The sequence below is a fragment of the Arthrobacter sp. 01T428 genome, from assembly GCF_056398685.1.
Genome location: NZ_JBFTPW010000028.1, coordinates 36701 through 59397, shown reverse-complemented (window position 1 = coordinate 59397; position 22697 = coordinate 36701). Strand labels below are relative to the sequence as shown.

Sequence of the window (22697 nt, the reverse complement as noted above, 5' to 3'; positions counted from 1 at the left end):
TGGGTATGGAGGTCTTACACACTGTGACCACCGACCGTTACACCCGCAATGATGCAGGAGAAGCATGTTTTCCAAGATTCTGGTGGCTAATCGCGGCGAAATCGCGATCAGGGCCTTCCGCGCTGGCTACGAACTCGGCGCCAAGACCGTAGCGGTCTTCCCGTATGAGGATCGCAATTCGATCCACCGGCAGAAGGCTGATGAGGCTTATCTGATCGGCCAGGAAGGCCATCCGGTCCGTGCGTACCTTGACGTGGACGAGATTGTCCGTGTCGCCAAGGAAGCGGGTGCAGACGCAATCTACCCGGGCTACGGATTCCTGTCCGAAAACCCGGACCTCGCCCGGGCAGCGCAAGACGCCGGCATCACGTTTGTGGGCCCGCCCGCGGAGGTGCTTGAGCTTGCCGGCAACAAGGTAGCCGCACTCGAGGCCGCCCGCAAAGCCGGTGTGCCGGTCCTGAAGTCCAGCGCACCGTCCCGCGACGTCGACGAACTTATCGCCGCGGCGGACCAGATCGGATTCCCGATCTTCGCCAAGGCCGTCGCCGGTGGCGGTGGCCGCGGCATGCGCCGGGTGGAGACCCGTGAGGACCTTCCGGAGGCACTCCAGTCGGCCATGCGCGAGGCGGACGCTGCATTCGGCGATCCCACCATGTTCCTCGAGCAGGCAGTGCTGCGTCCCCGCCACATCGAGGTCCAGATCCTGGCCGATGCCGAGGGCAATGTCATGCACCTCTTCGAGCGCGACTGCTCCCTGCAGCGCCGCCACCAGAAAGTCGTGGAAATCGCTCCGGCCCCCAACCTGGACGAGTCCATCCGCCAGGCCCTGTACCGGGATGCCGTGGCTTTCGCGAAGGCCCTGAACTACGTCAACGCCGGAACAGTCGAGTTCCTGGTGGACACCGAGGGCGAACGCGCCGGCCAGCACGTCTTCATCGAGATGAACCCGCGCATCCAGGTTGAGCACACGGTCACCGAGGAAATCACTGACGTGGACCTCGTCCAGGCGCAGATGCGCATCGCCTCGGGGGAGACCCTCGCAGACCTCGGCTTGAGCCAGGAGACGGTATTCATCAAGGGTGCAGCCCTGCAGTGCCGCATCACCACGGAAGATCCCGCCAACGGATTCCGGCCCGACGTCGGAAGGATCACCGGCTACCGTTCCGCGGGCGGCGCCGGCGTCCGTCTCGACGGCGGCACGGTCTACTCGGGTGCCGAAATCAGCCCCCACTTCGACTCCATGCTGGTCAAGCTGACCTGCCGCGGACGCGACTACCCGGCCGCAGTGGCCCGCGCCCGGCGCGGCCTGGCCGAGTTCCGGATCCGGGGCGTGTCCACCAACATCCCCTTCCTCCAGGCCGTCCTGGCCGATCCGGACTTCATTGCCGGCAACGTGGCGACCGACTTCATCGACAAGCGCCCCGAACTGCTGAAGTCCCACGTCTCCGCTGACCGCGGAACCAAGCTCCTGACCTGGCTGGCCGATGTGACGGTCAACAAGCCCAACGGCGAACTCAAGGTCCACTCGGACCCCGCAGCCAAGCTCCCGTCGATTGCCGGGACCGTTGCACCGGCCGGCTCGCGCCAGAGGCTGCAGGAGTTGGGCCCGGAAGACTTTGCGAAGGCGCTGCGCGAGCAGCAGGCCGTGGCCGTCACGGACACCACCTTCCGCGATGCCCACCAGTCGCTCCTCGCAACCCGTGTCCGTACCCGCGACCTGGTCGCGGCCGGTCCCGCGGTCTCCGCCCTTCTGCCCGAACTGCTCTCGGTCGAAGCCTGGGGTGGTGCCACCTACGACGTCGCCCTGCGCTTCCTCGGCGAGGATCCTTGGGACCGGTTGGCCGCCCTGCGCAAGGCCCTCCCGAATGTCTGCCTTCAGATGCTGCTCCGTGGCCGCAACACGGTCGGGTACACGCCCTACCCCGAGGAAGTCACCGAGGCGTTCGTCAACGAGGCCGCGGCAACGGGCATCGACATCTTCCGCATCTTCGACGCCCTCAACGACGTCAACCAGATGGCTCCGGCCATCCGCGCGGTGCGGGCCACCGGCACAGCAGTAGCGGAGGTTGCACTCTGCTACACCGGCGATCTCCTCGACCCAAACGAGAACCTGTACACCCTCGACTACTACCTGGACCTCGCCCGGAAGATCGTCGACGCCGGTGCGCACATCCTCGCCATCAAGGACATGGCCGGACTGCTCCGCCCGGCGGCCGCAGCCAAGCTTGTCAGCGCCTTGCGTGAACGCTTCGATCTTCCGGTCCACCTGCACACGCACGACACCGCAGGCGGCCAACTGGCCACCTTGCTGGCTGCCGTGGAAGCCGGCGTGGACGCCGTCGATGTCGCGTCAGCCTCCCTGGCCGGTACGACGAGCCAGCCGTCGGCGTCGGCGCTTGTGGCTGCCCTGGCACATACCCCGCGCGACACCGGGCTCAGCCTGGCCAGTGTCAGCTCCCTGGAGCCCTACTGGGAAGCGGTCCGCAGGGTCTACGCGCCGTTCGAGTCCGGGCTTCCCGGTCCCACCGGCCGGGTGTACCAGCACGAAATCCCGGGCGGCCAGCTGTCCAACCTGCGCCAGCAGGCCATCGCGCTGGGCCTTGGCGAGCGTTTCGAGGCCATTGAGGACATGTACACCGCCGCGGACCGCATTTTGGGCCGCTTGGTCAAGGTGACGCCGTCGTCCAAGGTCGTCGGCGATCTCGCGCTGCACCTCGTGGGAATCCACGCCGATCCTGCGGACTTCAACGAAAACCCACAGAACTACGACATCCCGGACTCCGTCATCGGCTTCCTGTCGGGCGAATTGGGAGATCCTCCCGGAGGATGGCCGGAGCCGTTCCGCACCAAGGCGCTCCAGGGCCGCAGCATCAAGGTCCGCGACGTCGAACTGAGCGCCGAAGACAGTGCTGCGCTCAAGGGCGATTCCAAGTCCCGCCAGCGGACCCTGAACCGGTTGCTGTTCGAGGGCCCCACAAAGGACTACCTCAAGAGCGTGGACACCTACGGCAATTTGTCGGTACTTGATACCCGCGACTACCTGTACGGCCTCCAGCTCGGTGCCGAACACGTCATGGAGCTCGAAAAAGGCGTGCGCCTGATCGCCTCCCTGGAAGCAGTCTCGGAGCCCGACGAAAAGGGCATGCGCACCGTCATGTGCAAGCTCAACGGCCAGTCACGCCCGGTGGTGGTTCGCGACAAGTCCGTTGTCAGCAACGTGAAGGCCGCGGAGAAAGCGGATGCGTCCCAGCCCGGCCAGGTAGCAGCGCCGTTCGCCGGTGCCGTGACCCTGACCGTCAAAGCAGGCGACGCCGTCAAGGCCGGCGACACGGTCGCCACCATTGAGGCGATGAAGATGGAGGCATCCATCACGACGCCGGTAGCCGGCACGGTCTCGCGCCTCGCCATCAACAACGTCGAGCAGGTCCAGGGCGGCGATCTGCTGATCGTGGTCGAGTAGCAGCCCGCTCCTCCGCGGAGCACGCAACAAAGGAAGGTCCCGGGCTGTCAAGCCCGGGACCTTCCTTTGTTGCTTTGACCGATGCGTCGGGTGCGGCCCGTCAGGACGCCTTGGGCGCCGAGTACATTTCCTCGATCACGGCGTCGAAGTCTTTCATGACCTGGGCGCGCTTGACCTTCAACGACGGCGTGAGGTGCCCTGAGGCCTCGGTGAAGTCGGACGGAACGATCCGGAACGACTTGATCGCTTCCGCATGCGAGACGGACTGGTTCGCGTGGCTGATCAGTTCCTGGACCGCTGCCCGGACGAGGGCGTTGTCCGCGGCAGCCGTCGTCGTAGTTGACGCGGGAAGGCCGTGGCGCTCCAGCCAGCCCGGCAGCGCTTCCTCGTCGAGGGTGACCAGCGCGCCGATAAAGGGCCGGTTGTCGCCGATGACAAGGACTTGGGACACCAGCGCGTCAGCACGGATCTGGTCCTCCAGCAGGGCCGGTACGACGTTCTTGCCGCTCGCTGTGACGATGATTTCCTTCTTGCGGCCTGTGATCTTCAGGAAACCCTGTTCGTCCAGTTCGCCGATGTCACCCGTGCGGAACCACCCGTCCACGAAGGTTTCCGCGGCGAGGTCATCCCGCTTGAAGTAGCCCTTCATGACGCAGACGCCCTTGGCGAGGATTTCGCCGTCGTCGGCAATCCTGACCGCGTTGCCGGGGAGCGGGGCCCCCACGGTGCCGATCTTGATCAAGGACGGCGTGTTGACTGAAATGGGTGCAGTGGTCTCTGTCAGGCCGTAACCCTCGAGGATCTGCAGGCCGATACCGTGGAAGAAATGGCCCAACCGTTCGCCGAGCGGGCCGCCACCGGAGACGGCATGGCTGACGTGGCCGCCCATTGCGGCCCGAAGCTTCCCGTACACCAAACGGTCGAAGACGGCGTGCTTGAGCCTCAGCACCAAGCCAAGGGATCCCTCCTGCTGCGCCTTGGAGTAGGCGATCGCCGTGTCCACTGCCTTGTGGAAGATGGCGCCCTTGCCGCCGTCCTCTGCCTTGGTGAGGGCAGAGTTGAAGACCTTCTCGAACACGCGGGGAACTGCCAGGATGAAGGACGGCTGGAAGCTCTGCAGGTCAGCCAGCAGGTTCTTGATATCCGGCGTGTGCGCCACCTGGGCACCGGCGGCGACGGCAAGGACCGAGATGAAGCGGGCAAAGACGTGGGCGAGCGGGAGGAACATGATGGTCTTGGCGTTCTCGTTGACGACGTCGCCGAGGGAGGCCAACGCGTTCTCCGAGAGTTCCACGAAGTTGCCGTGCGTGAGTTCGCAACCCTTGGGGCGGCCCGTGGTGCCGGAGGTGTAGATGATCGTGGCGACATCGGCCAGCACGGCGCTGCTGCGGCGCGCCTCGAGTTCCTCGTCGCTGACGCCGCTGCCGGCACTGCGGAGCGCGTCAAGTCCTCCGCCTTCGAGCTGCCAGACATGGGCGACAGAGCCGAGGCCTTCGGCCGTGACGGCCTGGCGGATGACGTCCTCGTGGTGCGCGGATTCGGCGAATGCGGCGACAGCGCCGGAGTCGCCGAGGTTCCAGGCCACTTGCGACGGCGACGAGGTTTCATAGATCGGCACGGAAATGCCGCCCGCAAACCAGATGGCGAAGTCCACGAGGGACCATTCATAACGGGTCCTGGACATGATGCCCACGCGGTCGCCCACACCGACGCCCTTGGCGATCAGGCCTTTGGCCAGGGCCGATACATCCTTGAGGAAGTCGGTTGCCCGGATGTCCTGCCATTGGCCGGCGCTGTTGAGCTTGGCAAACAAGGCCGGGTTTGATGGTACGGCGGCCTGACGAACCACGAGGTCCGTGATGTTGGTTTCGGGGGCAACATTCACCAGGGGCGGAACACTGAATTCACGCACGATAGCTCCTTCGATATCAACAGACCATTACGGGGCTGCTCTAACTCTATATGGCCAAGTAATGGGTGTGTCGCAATTCACCTTACTCAAGTTACTGATGAGTAACTTTACGTGAAGCGTGGGATTCCGCCAATGCAGGCGTATGGGCGTTCCGTCCGTACCGCCGACATGTCAGTACATATGCGGCGCTCGGAATAGGATGGCGACATGCCACTGAATTCATCCAACGAACAGGTCCCGGCAAGAGTTCGGAAGATTTCCTGGTCCGGTTCGGCCGCAGCCGGCCGGCGCCCCGGCTCCACGCACGGCGGCCTGCGCTGGGAGTCCGTGCCGTGGGCCGCGCGCCGTTCCCATCTCGGCCGGAGGGGACTGGCGATCGGGATCGACATCGGCGGCACAAAGGTGGCAGCGGGAGTCGTGGATCCTTCGGGCCGGGTGATCGAGGAAGCGCGGCGCTCCACGCCCGGCAATGACGCCCGGGCAGTAGAGCAGGTGATCGTCGAGCTTGTCCAGGAATTGGGGAGAAGCCACCGGATTGCCTCCGTGGGGATCGGCGCCGCCGGTTGGATGGATCTCGACGGCGGCACGGTGCTGTTCAGCCCGCATCTCGCCTGGCGTAACGAGCCGCTGCGCGAGAACCTTCAGAGCCTGCTGAGGCGCCCGGTACTTGTCACCAACGACGCCGATGCTGCCGCCTGGGCTGAATGGCGCTTTGGGGCCGGTCTTGGGGAGAGCCGCCTCGTCTGCATCACGCTCGGCACCGGCATCGGTGGCGCCATGGTCATGGACGGACGAGTGGAACGTGGGCGATTCGGTGTGGCGGGGGAGTTCGGCCACCAGATCGTGGTTCCCGGCGGGCATCGCTGCGAGTGCGGCAACCGCGGATGCTGGGAGCAATATGCCTCCGGTAACGCGCTCGGCAGGGAAGCCCGGGAGCTTGCCCTCCGGAATTCACCGGTCGCCTACGAATTGCTCAAGGCTGCCGGAGGCTCCGCCGAGAACATCACGGGGGTTACCGTGACGGAGCGGGCAAAAGCCGGAGACTCCGCTTCGAGGGAGCTCCTGGAAGAAGTGGGGCATTGGCTGGGGCTCGGCCTGGCGAACCTGGCGGCTGCGCTCGACCCAGGGACGTTCGTCATTGGCGGTGGGCTGTGCGATGCCGGGGAGCTTCTTGTGGGCCCTGCACGGACAGCATTCGCCCGGAACCTCACCGGCCGCGGTTTCCGTCCCGCGGCTGCGATCAAGCTTGCCGCATTGGGACCGCGGGCCGGGATGATCGGCGCTGCCGACCTGTCCCGGGTCAGCGGCAGGGCACACGGCTAGTACGGGATCAGCCGCGAGGGGATGCGCGGTGCGGCAGTCCCCTTAGACGCGGGCGCCGTCGTCGTTCTCGTCTTTTTCCTGCGGCAGCTTCATGATGAGGTACACCACGGAGGCCAGGAAGATCGCCAGGATGCCCATCACGGCAAGGAGCGGCGCCGAGCGCCAGAACATCGCGGTGAACAGCAGGGCAAGCGGGCCGCCCACGGCTCCGATCCACGCGAGCATGGTCAGCGGTTCGGTACCGGCGAGGCTCGGCGGGTCCTCCGGGACGAAGCCGTTCCCGTCCTCGACCTCGTAGTCGCGCGGACCGGGCTCCCCGCTGCCCGCGGGTTCTTCCGCAGCGCCCCTTTTGGACAATCCAAGCGGGTCGAAGTCTTGGAAGGAACGGGACGAGGAGCGGCCCGGAACCTCCTCCGGACCTGGACCCGGATCCGTTCCGGAATCGCTGCCAGTCTCCTCGGCGGTGGGCGCCTCGTCCAGGGCGGAGGAAGGCATCGACTCAAGCCTGGCTACCAAATCGAGCCAGACGGCGTCGTCGTCCTTGTTGGCACTCTGGTCGGGGGAATCGGGCCCTGGCCTATTCATGGGGTGAATCCCGGAGCTCGGTGCCGGACGGTGTGGCCCGGGCGGAACTGCTTGTCAGCCCTGCCATGGTTTTCCTGATGAACTCGGCCGAGCCCCGGAAAATCTCCAGGGCGTCGTTGTCCAGCGTGGCCACGTGGTAGCTGTTCTCCAAGGTGCTGAACTCCATCGAAGCCGTGACCCGCTCCTTCAACTGCTTGATGCTCCGTTCCGAAACCACGTGGTCCACGGAGGAACGGAACACGCGCACCGGCGCGGAAATCCGGGGGAGCAGGCTAATGGTGTCCTTGTACATCTTTTTCAATTCATGGGCGGCTGCGACCGGCGTCCTGGGGTATGCACCCTCGTCCATGCCGGGTTTGAGGATGTCGTTGGCAATGGCCGGGGTGGACTTCATGACGTGCTTGAGGATGCCGACCACGGCTGCGCGCGGATCATCGATCACCAGCCCCGGATTGACGACGACGGTACCGGCGACCGGCCGCGTAGCCGCGATCCGCAGAGCCAATGTCCCACCCATCGACAAGCCGGCGGCGAACACGAAATCGCACTCGGCCTGGAGCTCGAGGTACGCCGCATCCACCGCATGGTGCCACTCCTGCCAGTGCCGGGTGGCCATATCCTGCCACGTGGTCCCATGGCCCGGAAGCAGAGGGAGGCGGACGGCGTAGCCTTCGGCGGCCAGATACTCGGCCCAAGGGCGCATGCTGTGCGGGCTGCCCGTGAAGCCGTGGCTCATCACGACGCCGATGCTGGGTCCACTACCGGTGAAGTCGCTGGCATACGGCGAGGGATCGGGGAGAGTGTTCATGATGACTCCGAGGCTACTCTGTTGGCGGCACTGCTTTCCGTCATGAGTCCATCGTGTCACTGTTCGGGACATTTCTCACTGGAGTAGGGTGGCTTCTGAATGCGGGCCGGGACCGTCCGGACGCCTTGCAGACGCCGCCCCGGAGAGGAACCAAAGTGTTCTATTGGGTCATGAAACGGATCTTTTTGGGTCCGCTTCTCACATTGCTGTTCCGCCCCTGGGTCAAGGGCCTCGACAACGTTCCGCAGGACGGCGCAGCGATTCTCGCTTCCAACCATTTGTCCTTTTCGGACTCGATCTTCATGCCGGTGATGGTGCCCCGGCGCGTCAGTTTCCTTGCCAAGTCCGAGTACTTCACGGGTACGGGGCTCAAAGGCAGGCTTACGGCAATGTTCTTCAGGCTCACCAACCAGTTGCCAATGGACCGATCGGGCGGGGCCGCGTCCGAGTTGTCCTTGCAGGCCGGCAGGGACGTCCTGGCCGACGGTGGCCTGCTGGGTATCTACCCGGAAGGCACCCGCAGCCCCGATGCGAGGCTCTACCGGGGCAAAGTGGGGGTCGCCAAACTTGCGCTCCAAACCCGCGTGCCCGTTGTTCCCGTGGCGATGATCGGCACGGAAAAGGTGCAACCCATCGGCAAGCGTTTGCCCAACATCCGCAGGATAGGGATCATTTTCGGGCAACCATTGGACTTCAGCCAGTATTACGGCCAAGAGGAAGACCATTCCGTTCAGCGCGCCGTGACCGACCAAATCATGTACGAACTCATGCGGCTCTCGGGGCAGGAATACGTGGACGAATATGCCGCCGTCGTCAAGCAGCGGCTGGCCGGGCAGCTTCCGGAGCCCGCGAATGGAAGCGAAGCGAATCCGGCCGACGGCGGGCAAGAAAGCGGCCGTCCGCCCGGCAACGGTTCAGGGCCTGACGGTGACGGCAGCACAGTGACCGGGAAAGTGTGACGGACGCCGAATAAGGGTTACGGAAGCCGTGCCCCGAACAGCGGGCAAGGCAACTAGTCTTGGAGAGTGACTGAGCTATCCGCGAACCCCGCATCGTCCGTGACCGGCCCCCTGACCAGTTCCCTGGGCAGCCCGCTGACCAGCACCGCGCAAAGCGGCGCGGCAAACTATCCCGGCTTGGACGATTGGCGCCAGCTGCCGATCTCGCAGCAACCCACCTGGACCGACCGGGGCGTCTTCGACGCCTCCGTCAAGGAACTCTCCGTGCTTCCGCCGCTGGTTTTCGCGGGCGAAGTCGACATTTTGCGCGAGCGTCTGGCCGCGGCAGCCCAAGGCAAGGCATTCCTGCTTCAGGGCGGCGACTGCGCCGAGACTTTCGAGGACGCCACAGCTGACAAGATCAGCGCCCGGGTCCGCACCATCCTGCAGATGGCCGTTGTCCTTACCTATGGCGCGGCGATGCCCGTCATCAAGATGGGCCGCATGGCCGGCCAGTTCGCCAAGCCCCGCTCGTCGAACGAGGAAACCCGCGACGGCGTGACCTTGCCTGCGTACCGCGGCGACATCGTCAACGGCTACGATTTCACCCCGGAGTCCCGCGCCCACGACGCCAGTCGCATGCTGAAGGCCTACCACACCTCGGCTTCCACACTGAACCTCATCCGCGCCTTCACGCAGGGCGGCTTCGCTGATCTTCGCCTGGTGCACCTGTGGAACAAGGGCTTCACCGAAAACCCCGCCCACGCCCGCTACGAGTCGTTGGCGCGTGACATCGACCGTGCGATCAAGTTCATGGCGTCCTGCGGCGCCGATTTCGAAGCCCTCAAGCGCGTGGAATTCTTCGCGAGCCACGAGGCATTGCTGCTGGACTACGAGCGTGCCCTGACGCGCATCGACTCCCGCACGGGACTTCCCTACGACACCTCCGGACACTTCCTCTGGATCGGTGAACGCACCCGTGAGCTCGACCATGCGCATGTGGACTTCCTGTCCCGCGTGCGCAATCCGATCGGCGTCAAGCTCGGTCCCGGGACTTCCGGAGACGACGCGTTGCGGCTCATTGACAAGCTGGACCCGAACCGCGAGCCTGGCCGCCTCACCTTCATCACCCGGATGGGTTCCAAGAACATCCGCGAGAAGCTGCCCGCCGTCGTCGAGAAGGTCACTGCCTCCGGCGCCCAGGTCCTCTGGGTCACGGATCCCATGCACGGGAACACTGTCACCTCGCCCAACGGGTACAAGACCCGCAACTTCGACGACGTCGTGGACGAAGTCCGCGGGTTCTTCGAAGTCCACCACGCCCTGGGCACGGTACCCGGTGGCCTGCACATGGAAATGACGGGCGACGACGTCGCCGAATGCCTTGGCGGCGCCGATCCCATTGACCAGGACGCCTTCCTGGACCGCTACGAGTCAGTGTGCGATCCCCGCCTGAACCACATGCAGTCCCTCGAGATGGCATTCCTCGTGGCTGGAGCCCTCACCAAGCGGTAGGCCCCACCAAGCGGTGGTCAAACAGCGGCCCCAATACAGCAAAGGCGATCCGGAACGGTTCCGGATCGCCTTTCCTGTATGCGGGGCCCTATACGACGGTCAAGGTGACCACGGAGCCCTCCGGTGCATCGCTGTCCACGGGGTTCTGGTCCCGGACAGTGCCGAAGAAGCCGCCCAGGATGTTGTTGATCTTGACCTCGAACCCGAGGGACTCCAAGGCTTTGCGGGCGGCATCGGCCTGCTTGCCAATGAAGTTCGGGACGTGCACCATCTTCGGACCCTTGGACAGGGTCAGGGTGACGGAGTCGCCGCGGATCAGGGTTCCGTTGGCAGGGGCCTGGCTGACCACGGCCCCCGCGGGGACCTTCTTGTCGTTGACGGGTTCCGGCGCAATTTTGGCGGTCAATCCGGCGTCGCTGATCGCTTTGACGGCGGCTTGCTGGGTCATGCCCCGGACATCCGGTACAGGGAGGGGCTGCGGTCCCTTGGAAACCACCAGTGCCACCGGAGTGCCGTGGCGGACTGCGGTGTCCTGGGCCGGGGACTGGGAGATGACGGTGCCCGAAGGCACTTTGTCGTCATACTGCTCGGTGACTTTGCCGAGCGTCATCCCCGCCACGCCAAGGGCATTCTTTGCCTGGTCGAGTGTCAGGCCGGTCATCGCGGCAAGCGGGAACAACTGTGGACCCTTCGAGACGAAGAGCGACACCGCTTGGAACTTCCTGACTACCTGGCCGGACGCGGGTTCCGTTCCAACCGCCAACCCTGCAGTGACGTCGTCGTCGAACACGTCTTTTGGCTCGGACTGGAAGCCCGCGGTTCTTAGGAGCTGTTGTGCCTCGGCAACGGTCTTGTTCTTGGTGTCCGGTATGGTTCCGGGCGAGCCGGGCCCCATGCCGAAGAACCAGCCCGCCGCTGTGGCCAGGATCGCCAGGACAATCACGACAATTGTCCAGATCACGGCCCGGCGGCGCGGGTTGCCTTCCCGCAAAGAGCGCGACGGCGTTGCCGCCGCCCGGGCGCGGTCCTTTTCTTCCTGGCGCTCCATGCGCTTGATGTCGCGTTTGCTGGGCGGGGCTTCCGCCGGATCCAGGGGTTCGCGGTCCTGTGGCACTTGGATGTCGAAAGCCGGGGCGCCAGCAGAGAATCCCGACGGCGGAAGCACCGTGGTGGGATTGCGCTGGCTTGAGATAATCTCCGTCGGGCGGCCTATCCGTTCCAGGGGCTCCGTACGTTCGGCAGGGAAAGGGGCGACTACCGCGGTTGCCCCGGCCGCGTCTTGTTGTCCTTCCGGCGTTGCCGCCTTTGCGGCCGGCGGGTTGATATCCAGTTGCGCGTCGCTCAAGGTTGTGCGGATGTGCCGCAGTTCAGACAAGAGCGCCGAACCGTCCACAGGACGCTCTTCAGGATCCTTGGCGGTGCACCACTGGACGAGTTCGTCCACGTCCGCGGCAAGGCCGGGGACTGCGAGCGACGGCGGGGCGACGGCCGCGTTGACGTGCTGGTAGGCAACCTGGATGGGGACGTCGCCGGCATAAGGTTGCCCGCCGGTAAGCATCTCGTAAAGCATGATGCCGGTGGAGTAGATGTCGCTCCGGGCATCGGCGGCTTTGCCGAGGACGAGCTCGGGAGCCAGATATGCGACCGTGCCGATCAGGGCGCCGGTGCTGGTTGTCGCCGTGACGGCCCGGGCCAGGCCGAAGTCGCCCACCTTGATGCGGCCGTCGTCGGCGATCAGGACGTTCTCGGGTTTCACGTCGCGGTGGATCAGCCCTGCCGCGTGGGCGGCCGCGAGCCCTTCGATGACGGGGTCGATCAGTGCAAAGGCAAGCCGGGGCGGAAGCGCCGCCTTCTCGTTGAGGACATCGCGCAGAGTATGGCCTTTGATGTACTCCATGACGATGTATGCAATGTGGCCGTCCTGTCCTTGGTCGAGGACGCCTACGACGTGCGGGTGGGAAAGGCTCGCCGCGGCCCGGGCCTCGCGCTGCAAACGGTCGAGGAAGTTTTGGTCATTGGCCAGGTGCGGATGCAGCACTTTGAGCGCCACGTCGCGGTCGAGCCGTTCGTCGGTGGCGAGATAGACGGTTGACATTCCGCCGTTCGCGAGGCGCGATCGCACCAGATAGCGCCCGTCCACGAGGGATCCGAGGAGTTGGTCCGAAACTTGTTCCTGCACCCTACGATCCTAGTTGAGCAAAAACACGGGCCCGAATCGACATGCGATCCGGGCCCGTGTTGTGCGCCGCGAGTTAGCTGAAGTTCTTCTTGAGGGCCAGGATCGAGGCGACGTAGGCCTTGGTGTCGTCGTACATGCCGTGCTTGCTCACCGAGTACTGGCCCTGGTAGTAGCCTGCGATGGCCGTATTCAAGTCCTTGCTCGTGTTGACGAGCGCCCGGATGATGGCGACGCCGGCGGTCACGTTGTCATACGGGTCGAGGATGTTGAGCTTGCGTCCCACCAATTGGGAAGCCCATTCACCCGAGGAGGGAATCACTTGCATCGTCCCGATGGCGTTGGCGGGGGAGACCGCACGCTGGTTGAAGCCGGATTCTTGGAAGGCGAACGCCATAGCCAAGGACGGGTCCACCCCCATCCGACGCGCAGTATCGGCGACGATCCCCTTCATCTGGGCGGTGCTGGGGACAGGGGACGCATTGAGCAGGGCCTTGTTCGCATTGGCTGAACTGACCACTGCCTCGGGGTAGGTGTAGCCCAGGAATGTGCTCGGAACCAAGGGGGCGCTGACCGGAGCAGGGGCCGGAGCCGAGGCCGCAGGAGCGCCCGGGATGGCGAGCTTCTGCCCGGGATAAATGATGGTGCTCATGGACAGCTTGTTCGCCGAGAGAAGAGACGACAGGGACACCCCAAGGCGGGACGCGATACCGCCCAAAGTGTCACCTGACTTGATGGTGTACGAGCCGGTGTTGGCAAGTGCCGGCGCTGCCGGAGCCGCCGGAGCGGAAGCGGGGACCAGTGCGGCCGGAGCCGGTGTGGCGGGAGCTGGTGCGTTCGTTCCGGGGCCGACCTTGATCTTCTGTCCCGGGTAGATGATGGACCGGCCGTTGAGGCCGTTCCAATTGAAGACGTCGGACAGTGCCACGCCGTGGCGGGCGGCAATGCCGCCCAGGGTGTCACCGGGCACCACTGTGTAGCTGGCAGTCGACGACGACGCCGGGCCGGATGCCGGGCTGGGTGCGGGTGCCGGCGCACTTGGAGCCGGTGCCGAACCGGTCAACTTGATCTGCTGTCCCGGGTAGATGATGGTGTTGCCCGAGAGGCCGTTGAGCTGCAGGACAGTGTTGGTGTTCAGCCCGTAGCGGGCAGCGATGCCGCTGATGGTATCGCCCCGGACGATGGTGTAGGTGGCCGGAGCCGCCGGTGCCATGGGCTGCATGGCAGCCGGGATGGTTGCGGCAACCGCGGAGGCAGGAATGACGTTTGCGGACACTGCCGCGGCCTGGGCCCGCATGGCCGCGGTCAGCGATGCGGGAATCTTCTGGCTTTGTACCGCCGGAAATGCTGTTGCCGGCTGGGCGAGTGCCAATGAAGAGAGCATGACGGCGGGCAGCGCCGCTGTGGTGGCCGCAATTATGGGCATGCTCGTTGTCTTCTTGTGCGAGCTGGGCGTCGTCATGGGAGCAATCCTCATCTCAGCAGCGGCTGTTGGGAATGCCGCTGTTGCCAGTGTTACTAAAGTTAGTAGTGATGCAAATGTGATCAATGTGAATCTCTCACATTTTTCGATTCCGCACAAGAAATCCCTGCGCATTCGATTCTTGGGCAATTCCGGGCACAAATTCCGCCCGTACCGCCCCTCCGGCTAGGCGCAAAGCGCGAGGGCGTGGCAATCTTGATCCGTGAGTAATGTAGAAAGCCTCGTTTCCGAATGGCTGCCGCTGCCCGATGTGGCAGAGCTGCTGAACGTTTCAATCACCAAGGTCCCCCCCCCACCACTGTATTTAAGGCAGGTATTTAGACTGCCCTTAACGCGGAATTATGAAAGAGTTCACGCGGCCCGGCTGACGGCGGCTTCGGCCAACTGCCTGAGCGCGGTGAGGGGGAGGTCCGCCAGGGGGAGGCGTTCCAAGGCCTCGAAAGCTTCGTTGCTGAGTTCCTCGATCATCGCCTCCGTGGCTTCGAGCGCTCCGCAATCCACAATGATCCGCCTGATTTCGGCGACCTCGGCCTCTCCAAGGTCCTGCCTTCCGAGCATCGTATCGATGTAGCTCGAATCATCCGCAGCGGCCTGGTTGATGGCGAATCCCACCAGGACCGTCCGTTTGCCTTCGCGGAGGTCGTCTCCCGCGGGCTTTCCAGTAGTCCCGGGATCCCCGAACACTCCCAAGACGTCGTCGCGGAGCTGGAATGCTTCACCAAGGGGCAACGCGAAAGCGGAATATCCTTGCAGGAGCTCTTCGCTGGCACCGGCCAAGGCGCCCCCAAGGGCCAAGGGGTGTTCCGTTGAGTATTTCGCCGACTTGAAACGGATGATGGACTGGGCGCGATCGACGGCCCCCGCGCGATCCCGCACCGGACCCGCGACTTCCTCGAGGATGTCCAGGTATTGGCCGGCCATGACCTCGGCGCGCATCAGGTTGAAGATCCGCCGCGCAGCCGTGCCGGAAGCGGCCCTGCTGCCGATCTCCGTGAACGCCTCCTCGCTGAACGACAAGCAGAGGTCTCCGGTGAGAATCGCGGCCGCGTGTCCGAAGCGTTCGCTGTCCAGGGCCCAGCCCTCGCCCTCATGGAGCTGGCTGAACCGCTTGTGCACACTCGGACCGCCGCGACGTGTATCAGAGCGGTCGATGATGTCATCGTGAATCAGGGCTGCGGCCTGGAAGAGTTCCAAAGCGCAGCCGGCCGTGATGATGTCGGGATGTGCGGACTCACCTCCGGCACCCCGCCACCCCCAGTAGCACATCAAGGCCCGGAGCCGTTTGCCACCGGTCACAAGGCTCGTGATTGAACCCATGAGGGGAGCGACATCCGGGGAGATGGTGGCCATCGTTTCTTGTTGCACCCCAAGGAAACCGTTGAGTTTGGCGGCGACATCGGCCACAAAACGGCTCTGCTCCGAACCCAGGCTCTCCGCGGTCACTTGATTGACCCGGCGGCCACGTTGGCACCGATGGTGAACGTGGATTTGCCCGCGGTTTCCACCACCGAGATATTCACTGTTTCATTGTCGCCACGCAGGAAGTCCTTTGATTTGATACTTCCCACGGTGCTTCCGGGGACTTCCTTGAAGCCTTGCGCCGTGAGCGCGGAGGTGTAAAAGGCCACAACCGCGTCAGACGGGGACGCAATGGTGCCGACCAAGGCCACCGACGCCGGCGAGGAGTTCTTGTCGAAGCTGCTGGATTCCACAGCCGCCTTGGGCATCAAGGGAATCAGTTGCTGCGGGAATCCCGGGACCAGGGAGCCGACTGCCGCCGAAGCTCCTGAGGCAGCCGTGGACGCGGTGGCCTGTGCCGGACTTGCCGAGGCAGTGGCCGCCCCGGACGATGTTGGCGCCGCCCCTTGGGATGCCGTGCCTGCCGGGGACGACCCGCAAGCCGAGATGGTCAACGCGACGCCCGTGGCCAGCAAGGCCAAGCTGACGGGTTGAGGCTTTCCAAAGAGCTTCACAGGGATTTCCTCCTGGGGACGACGCCGGATGCTGCCTCCAGTTTAGGGCGCCGGATGCGGCCACCAGTAACCAGTGCCGCGGCATAGGATTTCCTTGTGAGACCACAAGCAGAGAACAACGGGCGGGGCCCCGGACAGGAATTCGCCCCGGATCCCGCTGCCCTGCGGGAACTGAGGCGCACCAGCATCCTCCACGTGGACATGGATGCCTTCTTTGTCTCGGTGGAATTGCGCACCCGGCCTGAACTCAAGGGGAAACCCGTCATTGTCGGTTTTCCGGTGGATCGCTCCGTTGTGCTGTCCGCCTCCTACGAAGCGCGCGCGCTCGGTGTGAAGTCTGCCATGCCCATGGCCAACGCCATGCGGATGTGCCCCAACGCGGTCATCATCGAACCCCGCCATAGCCTCTACTACGAGGTGTCCCGGCAATTGATGGGAATATTCGAATCGATAACGGACCTCGTGGAGCCCTTGAGTGTCGACGAGGCGTTCCTGGATGTCGGTGGCGCGATCAGGCGGCTTGGTCCGCCTCTCCAGATCGGCCATCTGATCCGGAGCCGCGTTGCCTCCGAGCTGGGGATCACTGCGTCCGTGGGAATAGCCACCAACAAGTTCGTTGCCAAAATCGCATCTACGCGCTGCAAGCCCGACGGACTGCTGCTCATTGAGGAGGGGCAGACCGTAGCCTATTTGCACAGCCTGCCCGTGAACGCCTTGTGGGGAGTCGGGGCCAAGACCGCCGACGTTCTGGCCAGGCTGGGGATCCGTACCGTGGCTGACGTTGCGGCCACGCCGCTTGCTTCCTTGAAAAAGGTCCTGGGAGCTTCGGGCGAGCACGTCCACCGATTGTCGATGGGCTTGGATCCCCGGCCGGTCATGCCTATCCGGCTCGAGAAGAGCATAGGTTCCGAAGAAACGTTCGCTGTCGACACCCCGGATGACGCGCTCCTCCATCGCGAGTTGCTGAGGCTCTCCCACCGGACCGCGTCACGCCTACGGACAGCCGGAATGCTGGCCCGGACCATCGCGCTGAAGTTGCGCTATGCCGATTTTTCGACAATCAGCCGGAGCAAGACAATGCATACGCCGGTCGATAGCGCCCAGTTGATCTATCAGGTGGCGAGCCAGTTGCTGGAGTCCTTGGGGGAGCGGCCCATGAGTGTGCGCCTTATAGGAGTCCGGGCCGAGCAGCTCGAAGCGGCGGAACACGCCTCGCTGCAGTTAAGCTTCGATCGCAGGGACGACAACTGGCGGGCGGCTGAACAGGCGCTTGACCGTGTCACCGAGCGATTCGGCAGCAAGACTGTCCTTCCGGCGACGCTTTTGGAGCCGCACGCGGAGCCCGACAGGCCGGGTTCTCCCTAGGCTTCGAAGGGCCCACGAGTGCCCTCCGGCGTGTCTTTCAGAACAGCGGCCAACAAACTATCCTAGAGATACACAGATTTAGACCGTCTGGATAAATTGCCATGTTGCGTCTGTTCCGTGAGACCGTGTTCACAAGACCCGGTCTTCGGGAACCCTTTTTTGGGTTCGTCCGTTCAAGGGAACAGAGGCAACGGCCGCGGCGTATCCAGACGCTGGCCGACTAAAGGAGGTCGCGATGCCCCTATCGGAGCACGAACAGAAGCTCCTCGAGCAACTCGAGAAGCAACTGCATGAGGACGATCCGAAGTTTGCCAATTCAATGGGCTCTGACCCCATTCGTTCATGGTCGACCAGGCACATCGTTATTGGCGTTCTAGGCACTATCGCCGGAATTCTCTTGTTGTTGGTAGGTGTGTCCTTGCAGAACATCTTCCTTGGCGTGCTGGGCTTCATCGTGATGGGCGCCGGCGTCTACTTTGCCACCCTGAGAAGGGCAGCTGGCGGGAAGTCGAAGAGCGCCAAGCCGGGCAAGTCGAAGAACTCGTTCATGAGCAACCTCGAAGAACGCTGGGACGAGCGCCGCCGCGGCGAGGAGAGCTGAGCGCTCCACCAAGGGGCTTGGCCTCCACTCGGAAGCCGAGTCCTCCACATTGCACCACCAGGCTCCGGCCTGATTGCGAAAAGACCCGAATATCGGGTCTTTTCGCATTTAACGCCGCGCTCGCACGCCGAGCGAGCCCGTCGGCGCGACTTCCATGCCGCCGTCGTGCGCTTCCCTGCAGCGCCGCGGCAAAGTCTCCTCCACCACCAACCACCCCTGAGATCCACGTGTTTTCAGGCTCCTGCATTCGAATGTGGGGCAGAAACACGCCGGATTGCGTTGACTGTGGGGGCTTGTGGAGTAAAGTGGAGCAAGTAAGAGGGTAGTGGCGGCGTGGGGCAGGTACGGGCACCTTTACGGATGGGGGCGGTGGGCCAGTGTTTCTTGGCACGCATTCTCCCCGTCTGGACGAAAAGGGCCGGATCATCCTTCCCGCCAAGTTCCGCGAGGAACTTGCTGACGGCTTGGTGCTCACAAGGGGCCAGGAGCGTTGCATCTACGTCTTCAGCCAGCGGGAATTCGAACGTATTCACGAGTCCATGCGGGAGGCCCCCATCTCCTCCAAGCAGTCACGTGACTACATCCGGGTTTTCCTGTCCGGAGCCTCTGACGAGGTACCTGACAAGCAGGGGCGCGTGACGATTCCGCCGGCGCTCCGGAGCTACGCAGGTCTTGAGCGGGAATTGGCGGTCATTGGCGCCGGAACCCGTGCGGAGATCTGGGATGCCCAGGCTTGGGATGAGTACCTGGCCGAGAAGGAAGCCGCCTTCTCGGAGACCGACGACGACAACCTTCCCGGATTCATTTAGAAACCGGGACAGGAAGCAGCAATGCTTCTTGGACGGGATCTCCAGCCGCCCATCACATAGTTTTCCTGGCTCACCTTCCCCGGAGCCAGGCGGACGCTGCGATAGGCGCGGATGGGGATCCGGCTCAAGAAGCGACCCGCCCGACTGACAGACGAACGAATCAGCTCTGAGGAGGCCGCATGGAGGAGCACGACGCGCCAAAACCCACCTCGGAGCGACATGTACCGGTCCTGAAGGACCGGTGCATCAATTTGTTGGCACCAGGTTTTGAGGCCGCCCGCAACCGTGGCGAAACGCCCGTCGTCATCGACGCCACGCTGGGAATGGGTGGCCACTCCGAAGCGATGCTCCAGCGGTTCCCCGATCTGCATCTTGTCGGGATAGACCGGGACGAAGAGGCCTTGGCCCTTGCCGGTGAGCGCCTGCGACCCTTCGCGGCCCGCACCGACCTGGTACATGCCGTCTACGACGAAATCGAAGATGTCATCGCAGACCTCGGAATCCCGGAAGTGCACGGCATCCTCATGGATCTGGGTGTGTCTTCCCTCCAATTGGACGAGCGGGAGCGCGGCTTTGCCTACTCCTACGACGCCCCGCTGGATATGCGGATGGACACGAGCCGCGGCCAGACCGCTGCCGACGTCGTCAACAACTATTCCGAAGAAGACCTGGTGCGGATTATCCGCAAGTGGGGCGAAGAGAAGTTCGCCGGCAGGATCGCAAACCGCATCGTCACGGCGAGGGCGATCAAGCCCTTCGCCACCACCGGTGAACTCGTCGAGCAGATCCGCGGAGTTGTTCCTGCGGCCGCTGCGAAGTCCGGCGGGCATCCGGCAAAGCGGACTTTCCAGGCCTTGCGGATTGAAGTCAACGAGGAACTCGACGTCCTGGAGAGGGCAGTGCCTGCCGCTCTCGCGGCCTCGGCAATGGGCGGACGAGTAGTAGTGATGTCGTACCACTCACTCGAGGACAAGATCGTCAAATCGGTCTTCCAATCCCGGTCCAAGTCATCGGCCCCGCTCGGCTTCCCCGTGGAGCTGGAAGAACATAAACCGGAATTCAAGACCCTGACCAAGGGCACGGAAGTGCCCACACCTGAAGAAATCGCCGAAAACCCGCGTGCGGCATCTGCCCGCCTGCGGGCCGTGGAACGCATCAAAGCGAGGAGAACAGCATGAGCACCGCTGCCGCGAAGATCCTGCCGACCACGGTGGGGAACACCGCGCGTGCCCTGCCCGCCCGGGGACCGGAACGCGACACGACCCGGAAGGCGCGGACGCCGCTCTCGCTTGTACAGAGTGTTCCCGGACGACGGCGGACTCCGTTCGTCGTCTTTTGCTTCGGCGTGCTGGCGGCAGCCCTGTTGACTGTCCTGGTGCTCAACATCTCCGTTTCCACGGCACAATACGACCTTGTGAAGCTCAGGAATGACGCCGCGTCCCTGAACAAGCAGAACCAGGATCTGACACAGCAGGTCCAGAACTACCAGGCTCCCCAGAATCTTGCCGCCAAGGCCGCAGAATTGGGAATGGTAGCTTCCACTGCCACGGGACAGATCGATCTGGACAACCTGACAGTCACAGGAAAGGCCACGCCGGCAACCAAGGGACAGAATCCCGGTGCCGTCATCGCTGCCCCTGCGGTCGCAGGCCAGTCGAGCGTCACACCTTCGGCACCCGCCAAGAACGATTCACTGGACAGCCGCAAGCCCAACGGGGCCGCCGACTCCACGCCGGCCAAACCGCAGGCGCCCGTGGCTCCTGCGGCACCCAAGCCGCCGGTTGTGGATCTCCACGGTGGTTCGGTCCCCGCTCCACAGCAGAAGGTACCCGGGCAGTAGCGTCCAGCCGACCTGATTTCAGGTAAACAGCAAGGCAAGCAGCAAGGAATCGACGTGGTGCAAAATACCGGCAAATCGAAGAACAAGAGAACGCCGGCGGCGAAGAAGCGCCTGCGCCTCGGCCTCGGAATCATGCTGACGTTGTTGCTGGTGGTTGGGGGCAAGCTGTTCCTGGTCCAGGGACTCGACGTCGGCGGAATGGCCGAGGCTGCTTACAACAACCGGCTGACCACCACCGTCCTGCCCGCCGAACGCGGCAAGATCCTTGACGCCAACGGCACCGTGCTGGCCAGCAGCGTGATCCGCTACAACATCGTGGTCGACCAGACCGTCAACACCAACACCTCTGAGTTTTCGCGCTACAACACGCAAACCCAAGCCATCGACACGATCTCGAGGACCCAAGGGATAGCAGAACTTTCCAGCGCTCTGGGCATGGACGTCAACCAGGTAACGCAGGCAGTGACCGGCGACAAGAAATACAACATCGTGGCCAAGGAAGTGAAGCCCGATCTCGAAGACCGGATTTCCCAACTGCATATCCCCGGTATCGTCTCCGAGGGCATCAGCAAGCGCGTCTATCCAAACGGCAGCGTCGCGGGTGGCATTATCGGCTTCCTCAAAGATGGCACCACGGGCCAAGCCGGACTTGAGCAGACCCAGGACGACCTCCTGCGCGGCAAAGACGGCAAACGCGTCTTTGAGATCGGCGCCGACGGCCTCCGTATCCCCGTGGCAACCGATCTGCTGACCCCGGCCGTCAACGGCAAAGACGTCAAGCTGACGCTGAACACGGACATCCAGTACTTTGCGCAGCAGGCCATCCAGACCCAGGTCAACCAGCTCAATGCCGAGTGGGGATCGATCGTCGTCGAGGACATCAAGACCGGGAACCTCATTGCGATGGCGGACACGAATGCCCCGGATCCCAACGACCCGGGCAAAGTGGCGGCCGCGGACCGCGGCGTGCGGTCAGTGACGGCTGCCTATGAGCCTGGCTCGGTGGAAAAGATGATTACGGCGTCGGCCGCGATCAATGAAGGAAAGTCCAGCCCGCTGGACACTGTCACCATTCCGCCGGCTTTGACCATCGACGGTCAGACTTTTACCGATGCGTTCGACCATGGAACCGAGCAGAGGACCCTTGCCGGCATCCTTGGATATTCGATGAACACAGGTACCGTGATGATCGGCAGCCGCCTGAGCAAGCAACAGCGTTACGACTACCTCACCCGCTTCGGTATCGGGCAAGCTCCGGACATTGGCCTTCCCGCCGAAACCTCAGGCATCCTGGCCAAGCCCGATCAATGGGATGACCGCCAGCAATACACCGTGCTGTTCGGCCAAGGCGTTTCACAGTCCACGCTGCAGACCGTCCGGGCGTACCAAAGCATTGCCAACGACGGCGTGATGCTGCAACCGCGGCTAATCGACGGCTACGTCGGAGCCGACGGAGCCGAGGAGAAAGTGCCTGCCAAGGATTCCCAGCAAGTCGTTACCAAGGAAACCGCGCAGCAAGTGCGGGACATCCTGGAGAGCAACGTCACCATGGGCGAAGTGAAAGATGCTGCCATCGACGGATACCGGGTGGGCGCCAAGACAGGTACGTCCCAGGCACCGCGTGAAGATGGCCTCCCTGGCTTCGATGGCTACACCGCGTCGATCGTGGGCATGGCGCCGATGGACAATCCGCGCTTCATCGTGGAGGTCGTCCTCCAGCGGCCCAAGGGCAGCATTTACGGCATCACCCAAGGACCGATTTTCCGCTCGGTCATGGGCCAGGTCCTGCGTACCTACAACGTCCCGCCGTCCACCGGCACGCCGGCGCGGTTCCCCCAGTACGCCAAATAGGGCCAGCACGGCAAGTAGTTCAGTTTCGCCAAGTAAGCTTGTTGGGCATCTGTCCGGC

18 protein-coding genes are annotated in these 22697 nt (G+C 63.8%); 11 read left to right on the top strand and 7 right to left on the bottom strand.

Annotated elements, in window-relative coordinates:
* Nucleotides 1–64: 64 nt before the first annotated feature.
* Nucleotides 65–3460: a pyruvate carboxylase gene (locus AC1DJB_RS21500; protein ID WP_441438361.1), complete on the top strand. Its 3396-nt coding sequence runs from the start codon at nucleotides 65–67 to the stop codon at nucleotides 3458–3460.
* Between the two features lie 100 nt (nucleotides 3461–3560).
* Here AC1DJB_RS21500 and AC1DJB_RS21495 read toward each other — a convergent pair whose 3' ends face one another.
* Nucleotides 3561–5372, bottom strand: coding sequence for an AMP-dependent synthetase/ligase (locus AC1DJB_RS21495; RefSeq protein ID WP_441438360.1), 1812 nt, complete (start codon nucleotides 5370–5372; stop codon nucleotides 3561–3563).
* 207 nt (nucleotides 5373–5579) lie between these two features.
* Here AC1DJB_RS21495 and AC1DJB_RS21490 point away from each other — a divergent pair, with 207 nt between their 5' ends.
* Entirely contained in the window at nucleotides 5580–6695 is a 1116-nt protein-coding gene (locus tag AC1DJB_RS21490; protein WP_476910807.1) for an ROK family glucokinase, read from the top strand.
* A gap of 42 nt (nucleotides 6696–6737) precedes the next feature.
* Here AC1DJB_RS21490 and AC1DJB_RS21485 read toward each other — a convergent pair whose 3' ends face one another.
* Nucleotides 6738–7280: a hypothetical protein gene (locus AC1DJB_RS21485; protein ID WP_284991591.1), complete on the bottom strand. Its 543-nt coding sequence runs from the start codon at nucleotides 7278–7280 to the stop codon at nucleotides 6738–6740.
* Nucleotides 7273–8088 (bottom strand): alpha/beta hydrolase, encoded by an 816-nt coding sequence (locus AC1DJB_RS21480; RefSeq protein ID WP_059389158.1) that lies wholly within the window; start codon nucleotides 8086–8088, stop codon nucleotides 7273–7275. The genes AC1DJB_RS21485 and AC1DJB_RS21480 overlap by 8 nt, the downstream gene beginning before the upstream one ends.
* Nucleotides 8089–8243: 155 nt before the next feature.
* Here AC1DJB_RS21480 and AC1DJB_RS21475 point away from each other — a divergent pair, with 155 nt between their 5' ends.
* Together AC1DJB_RS21475 and AC1DJB_RS21470 are read left to right on the top strand one after the other, a co-directional pair.
* A complete protein-coding gene (locus AC1DJB_RS21475; protein ID WP_476910806.1) occupies nucleotides 8244–9047 on the top strand; it encodes a lysophospholipid acyltransferase family protein in 804 nt (267 codons plus the stop codon).
* 66 nt (nucleotides 9048–9113) lie between these two features.
* Nucleotides 9114–10541: a class II 3-deoxy-7-phosphoheptulonate synthase gene (locus AC1DJB_RS21470; RefSeq protein ID WP_370872293.1), complete on the top strand. Its 1428-nt coding sequence runs from the start codon at nucleotides 9114–9116 to the stop codon at nucleotides 10539–10541.
* An 88-nt stretch (nucleotides 10542–10629) separates the two neighbouring features.
* On the opposite strand, the gene pknB is transcribed toward AC1DJB_RS21470, so the two are convergent.
* The 4 genes from pknB to AC1DJB_RS21450 form a co-directional block, all read right to left on the bottom strand.
* Nucleotides 10630–12720 (bottom strand): Stk1 family PASTA domain-containing Ser/Thr kinase, encoded by a 2091-nt coding sequence (gene pknB / locus AC1DJB_RS21465; RefSeq protein ID WP_441438356.1) that lies wholly within the window; start codon nucleotides 12718–12720, stop codon nucleotides 10630–10632.
* Between the two features lie 73 nt (nucleotides 12721–12793).
* On the bottom strand, nucleotides 12794–14179 hold the full coding sequence (locus AC1DJB_RS21460; RefSeq protein ID WP_476910805.1) for a lytic transglycosylase: 1386 nt from the start codon (nucleotides 14177–14179) through the stop codon (nucleotides 12794–12796).
* A gap of 372 nt (nucleotides 14180–14551) precedes the next feature.
* Entirely contained in the window at nucleotides 14552–15643 is a 1092-nt protein-coding gene (locus AC1DJB_RS21455; RefSeq protein ID WP_059389150.1) for a polyprenyl synthetase family protein, read from the bottom strand.
* On the bottom strand, nucleotides 15640–15912 hold the full coding sequence (locus tag AC1DJB_RS21450) for a hypothetical protein (protein WP_332603343.1): 273 nt from the start codon (nucleotides 15910–15912) through the stop codon (nucleotides 15640–15642). The genes AC1DJB_RS21455 and AC1DJB_RS21450 overlap by 4 nt, the downstream gene beginning before the upstream one ends.
* Here AC1DJB_RS21450 and AC1DJB_RS21445 point away from each other — a divergent pair.
* The 7 genes from AC1DJB_RS21445 to AC1DJB_RS21415 all read left to right on the top strand — a co-directional run bounded on the left by AC1DJB_RS21445 (nucleotide 15890) and on the right by AC1DJB_RS21415 (nucleotide 22639).
* Nucleotides 15890–16153 carry a hypothetical protein gene (locus AC1DJB_RS21445; RefSeq protein WP_476910804.1) on the top strand — a complete coding sequence of 88 codons (264 nt, stop codon included), beginning with the start codon at nucleotides 15890–15892 and terminating at the stop codon, nucleotides 16151–16153. The genes AC1DJB_RS21450 and AC1DJB_RS21445 overlap by 23 nt on opposite strands.
* A gap of 182 nt (nucleotides 16154–16335) precedes the next feature.
* Nucleotides 16336–17538, top strand: coding sequence for a DNA polymerase IV (dinB, locus tag AC1DJB_RS21440; protein ID WP_441438375.1), 1203 nt, complete (start codon nucleotides 16336–16338; stop codon nucleotides 17536–17538).
* A 235-nt stretch (nucleotides 17539–17773) separates the two neighbouring features.
* Nucleotides 17774–18139 carry a DUF3040 domain-containing protein gene (locus AC1DJB_RS21435; protein WP_059389148.1) on the top strand — a complete coding sequence of 122 codons (366 nt, stop codon included), beginning with the start codon at nucleotides 17774–17776 and terminating at the stop codon, nucleotides 18137–18139.
* Nucleotides 18140–18516: 377 nt separating this feature from the next.
* On the top strand, nucleotides 18517–18948 hold the full coding sequence (gene mraZ, locus AC1DJB_RS21430; RefSeq protein WP_059389147.1) for a division/cell wall cluster transcriptional repressor MraZ: 432 nt from the start codon (nucleotides 18517–18519) through the stop codon (nucleotides 18946–18948).
* 179 nt (nucleotides 18949–19127) lie between these two features.
* Nucleotides 19128–20126 carry a 16S rRNA (cytosine(1402)-N(4))-methyltransferase RsmH gene (rsmH, locus tag AC1DJB_RS21425; RefSeq protein WP_306963702.1) on the top strand — a complete coding sequence of 333 codons (999 nt, stop codon included), beginning with the start codon at nucleotides 19128–19130 and terminating at the stop codon, nucleotides 20124–20126.
* Nucleotides 20123–20788: a cell division protein FtsL gene (gene ftsL / locus AC1DJB_RS21420; RefSeq protein WP_306963703.1), complete on the top strand. Its 666-nt coding sequence runs from the start codon at nucleotides 20123–20125 to the stop codon at nucleotides 20786–20788. The genes rsmH and ftsL overlap by 4 nt, the downstream gene beginning before the upstream one ends.
* 54 nt (nucleotides 20789–20842) lie before the next feature.
* The gene (locus tag AC1DJB_RS21415; protein ID WP_307055765.1) at nucleotides 20843–22639 is read left to right on the top strand and encodes a peptidoglycan D,D-transpeptidase FtsI family protein; all 1797 of its coding nucleotides are present in this window, start codon (nucleotides 20843–20845) and stop codon (nucleotides 22637–22639) included.
* The last annotated feature ends 58 nt before the right edge of the window (nucleotides 22640–22697 follow it).

What these genes read in the sequence shown, in the direction of transcription:
- AC1DJB_RS21500 (WP_441438361.1), top strand. Translation starts at nt 65, where the DNA reads ATGTTTTCCAAGATTCTGGTGGCTAATCGCGGCGAAATCGCGATCAGG.
- AC1DJB_RS21490 (WP_476910807.1), top strand. Translation starts at nt 5,580, where the DNA reads ATGCCACTGAATTCATCCAACGAACAGGTCCCGGCAAGAGTTCGGAAG.
- AC1DJB_RS21485 (WP_284991591.1), bottom strand. Translation starts at nt 7,280, where the DNA reads ATGAATAGGCCAGGGCCCGATTCCCCCGACCAGAGTGCCAACAAGGAC.
- AC1DJB_RS21480 (WP_059389158.1), bottom strand. Translation starts at nt 8,088, where the DNA reads ATGAACACTCTCCCCGATCCCTCGCCGTATGCCAGCGACTTCACCGGT.
- AC1DJB_RS21460 (WP_476910805.1), bottom strand. Translation starts at nt 14,179, where the DNA reads ATGACGACGCCCAGCTCGCACAAGAAGACAACGAGCATGCCCATAATT.
- AC1DJB_RS21435 (WP_059389148.1), top strand. Translation starts at nt 17,774, where the DNA reads ATGCCCCTATCGGAGCACGAACAGAAGCTCCTCGAGCAACTCGAGAAG.
- rsmH (WP_306963702.1), top strand. Translation starts at nt 19,128, where the DNA reads ATGGAGGAGCACGACGCGCCAAAACCCACCTCGGAGCGACATGTACCG.
- ftsL (WP_306963703.1), top strand. Translation starts at nt 20,123, where the DNA reads ATGAGCACCGCTGCCGCGAAGATCCTGCCGACCACGGTGGGGAACACC.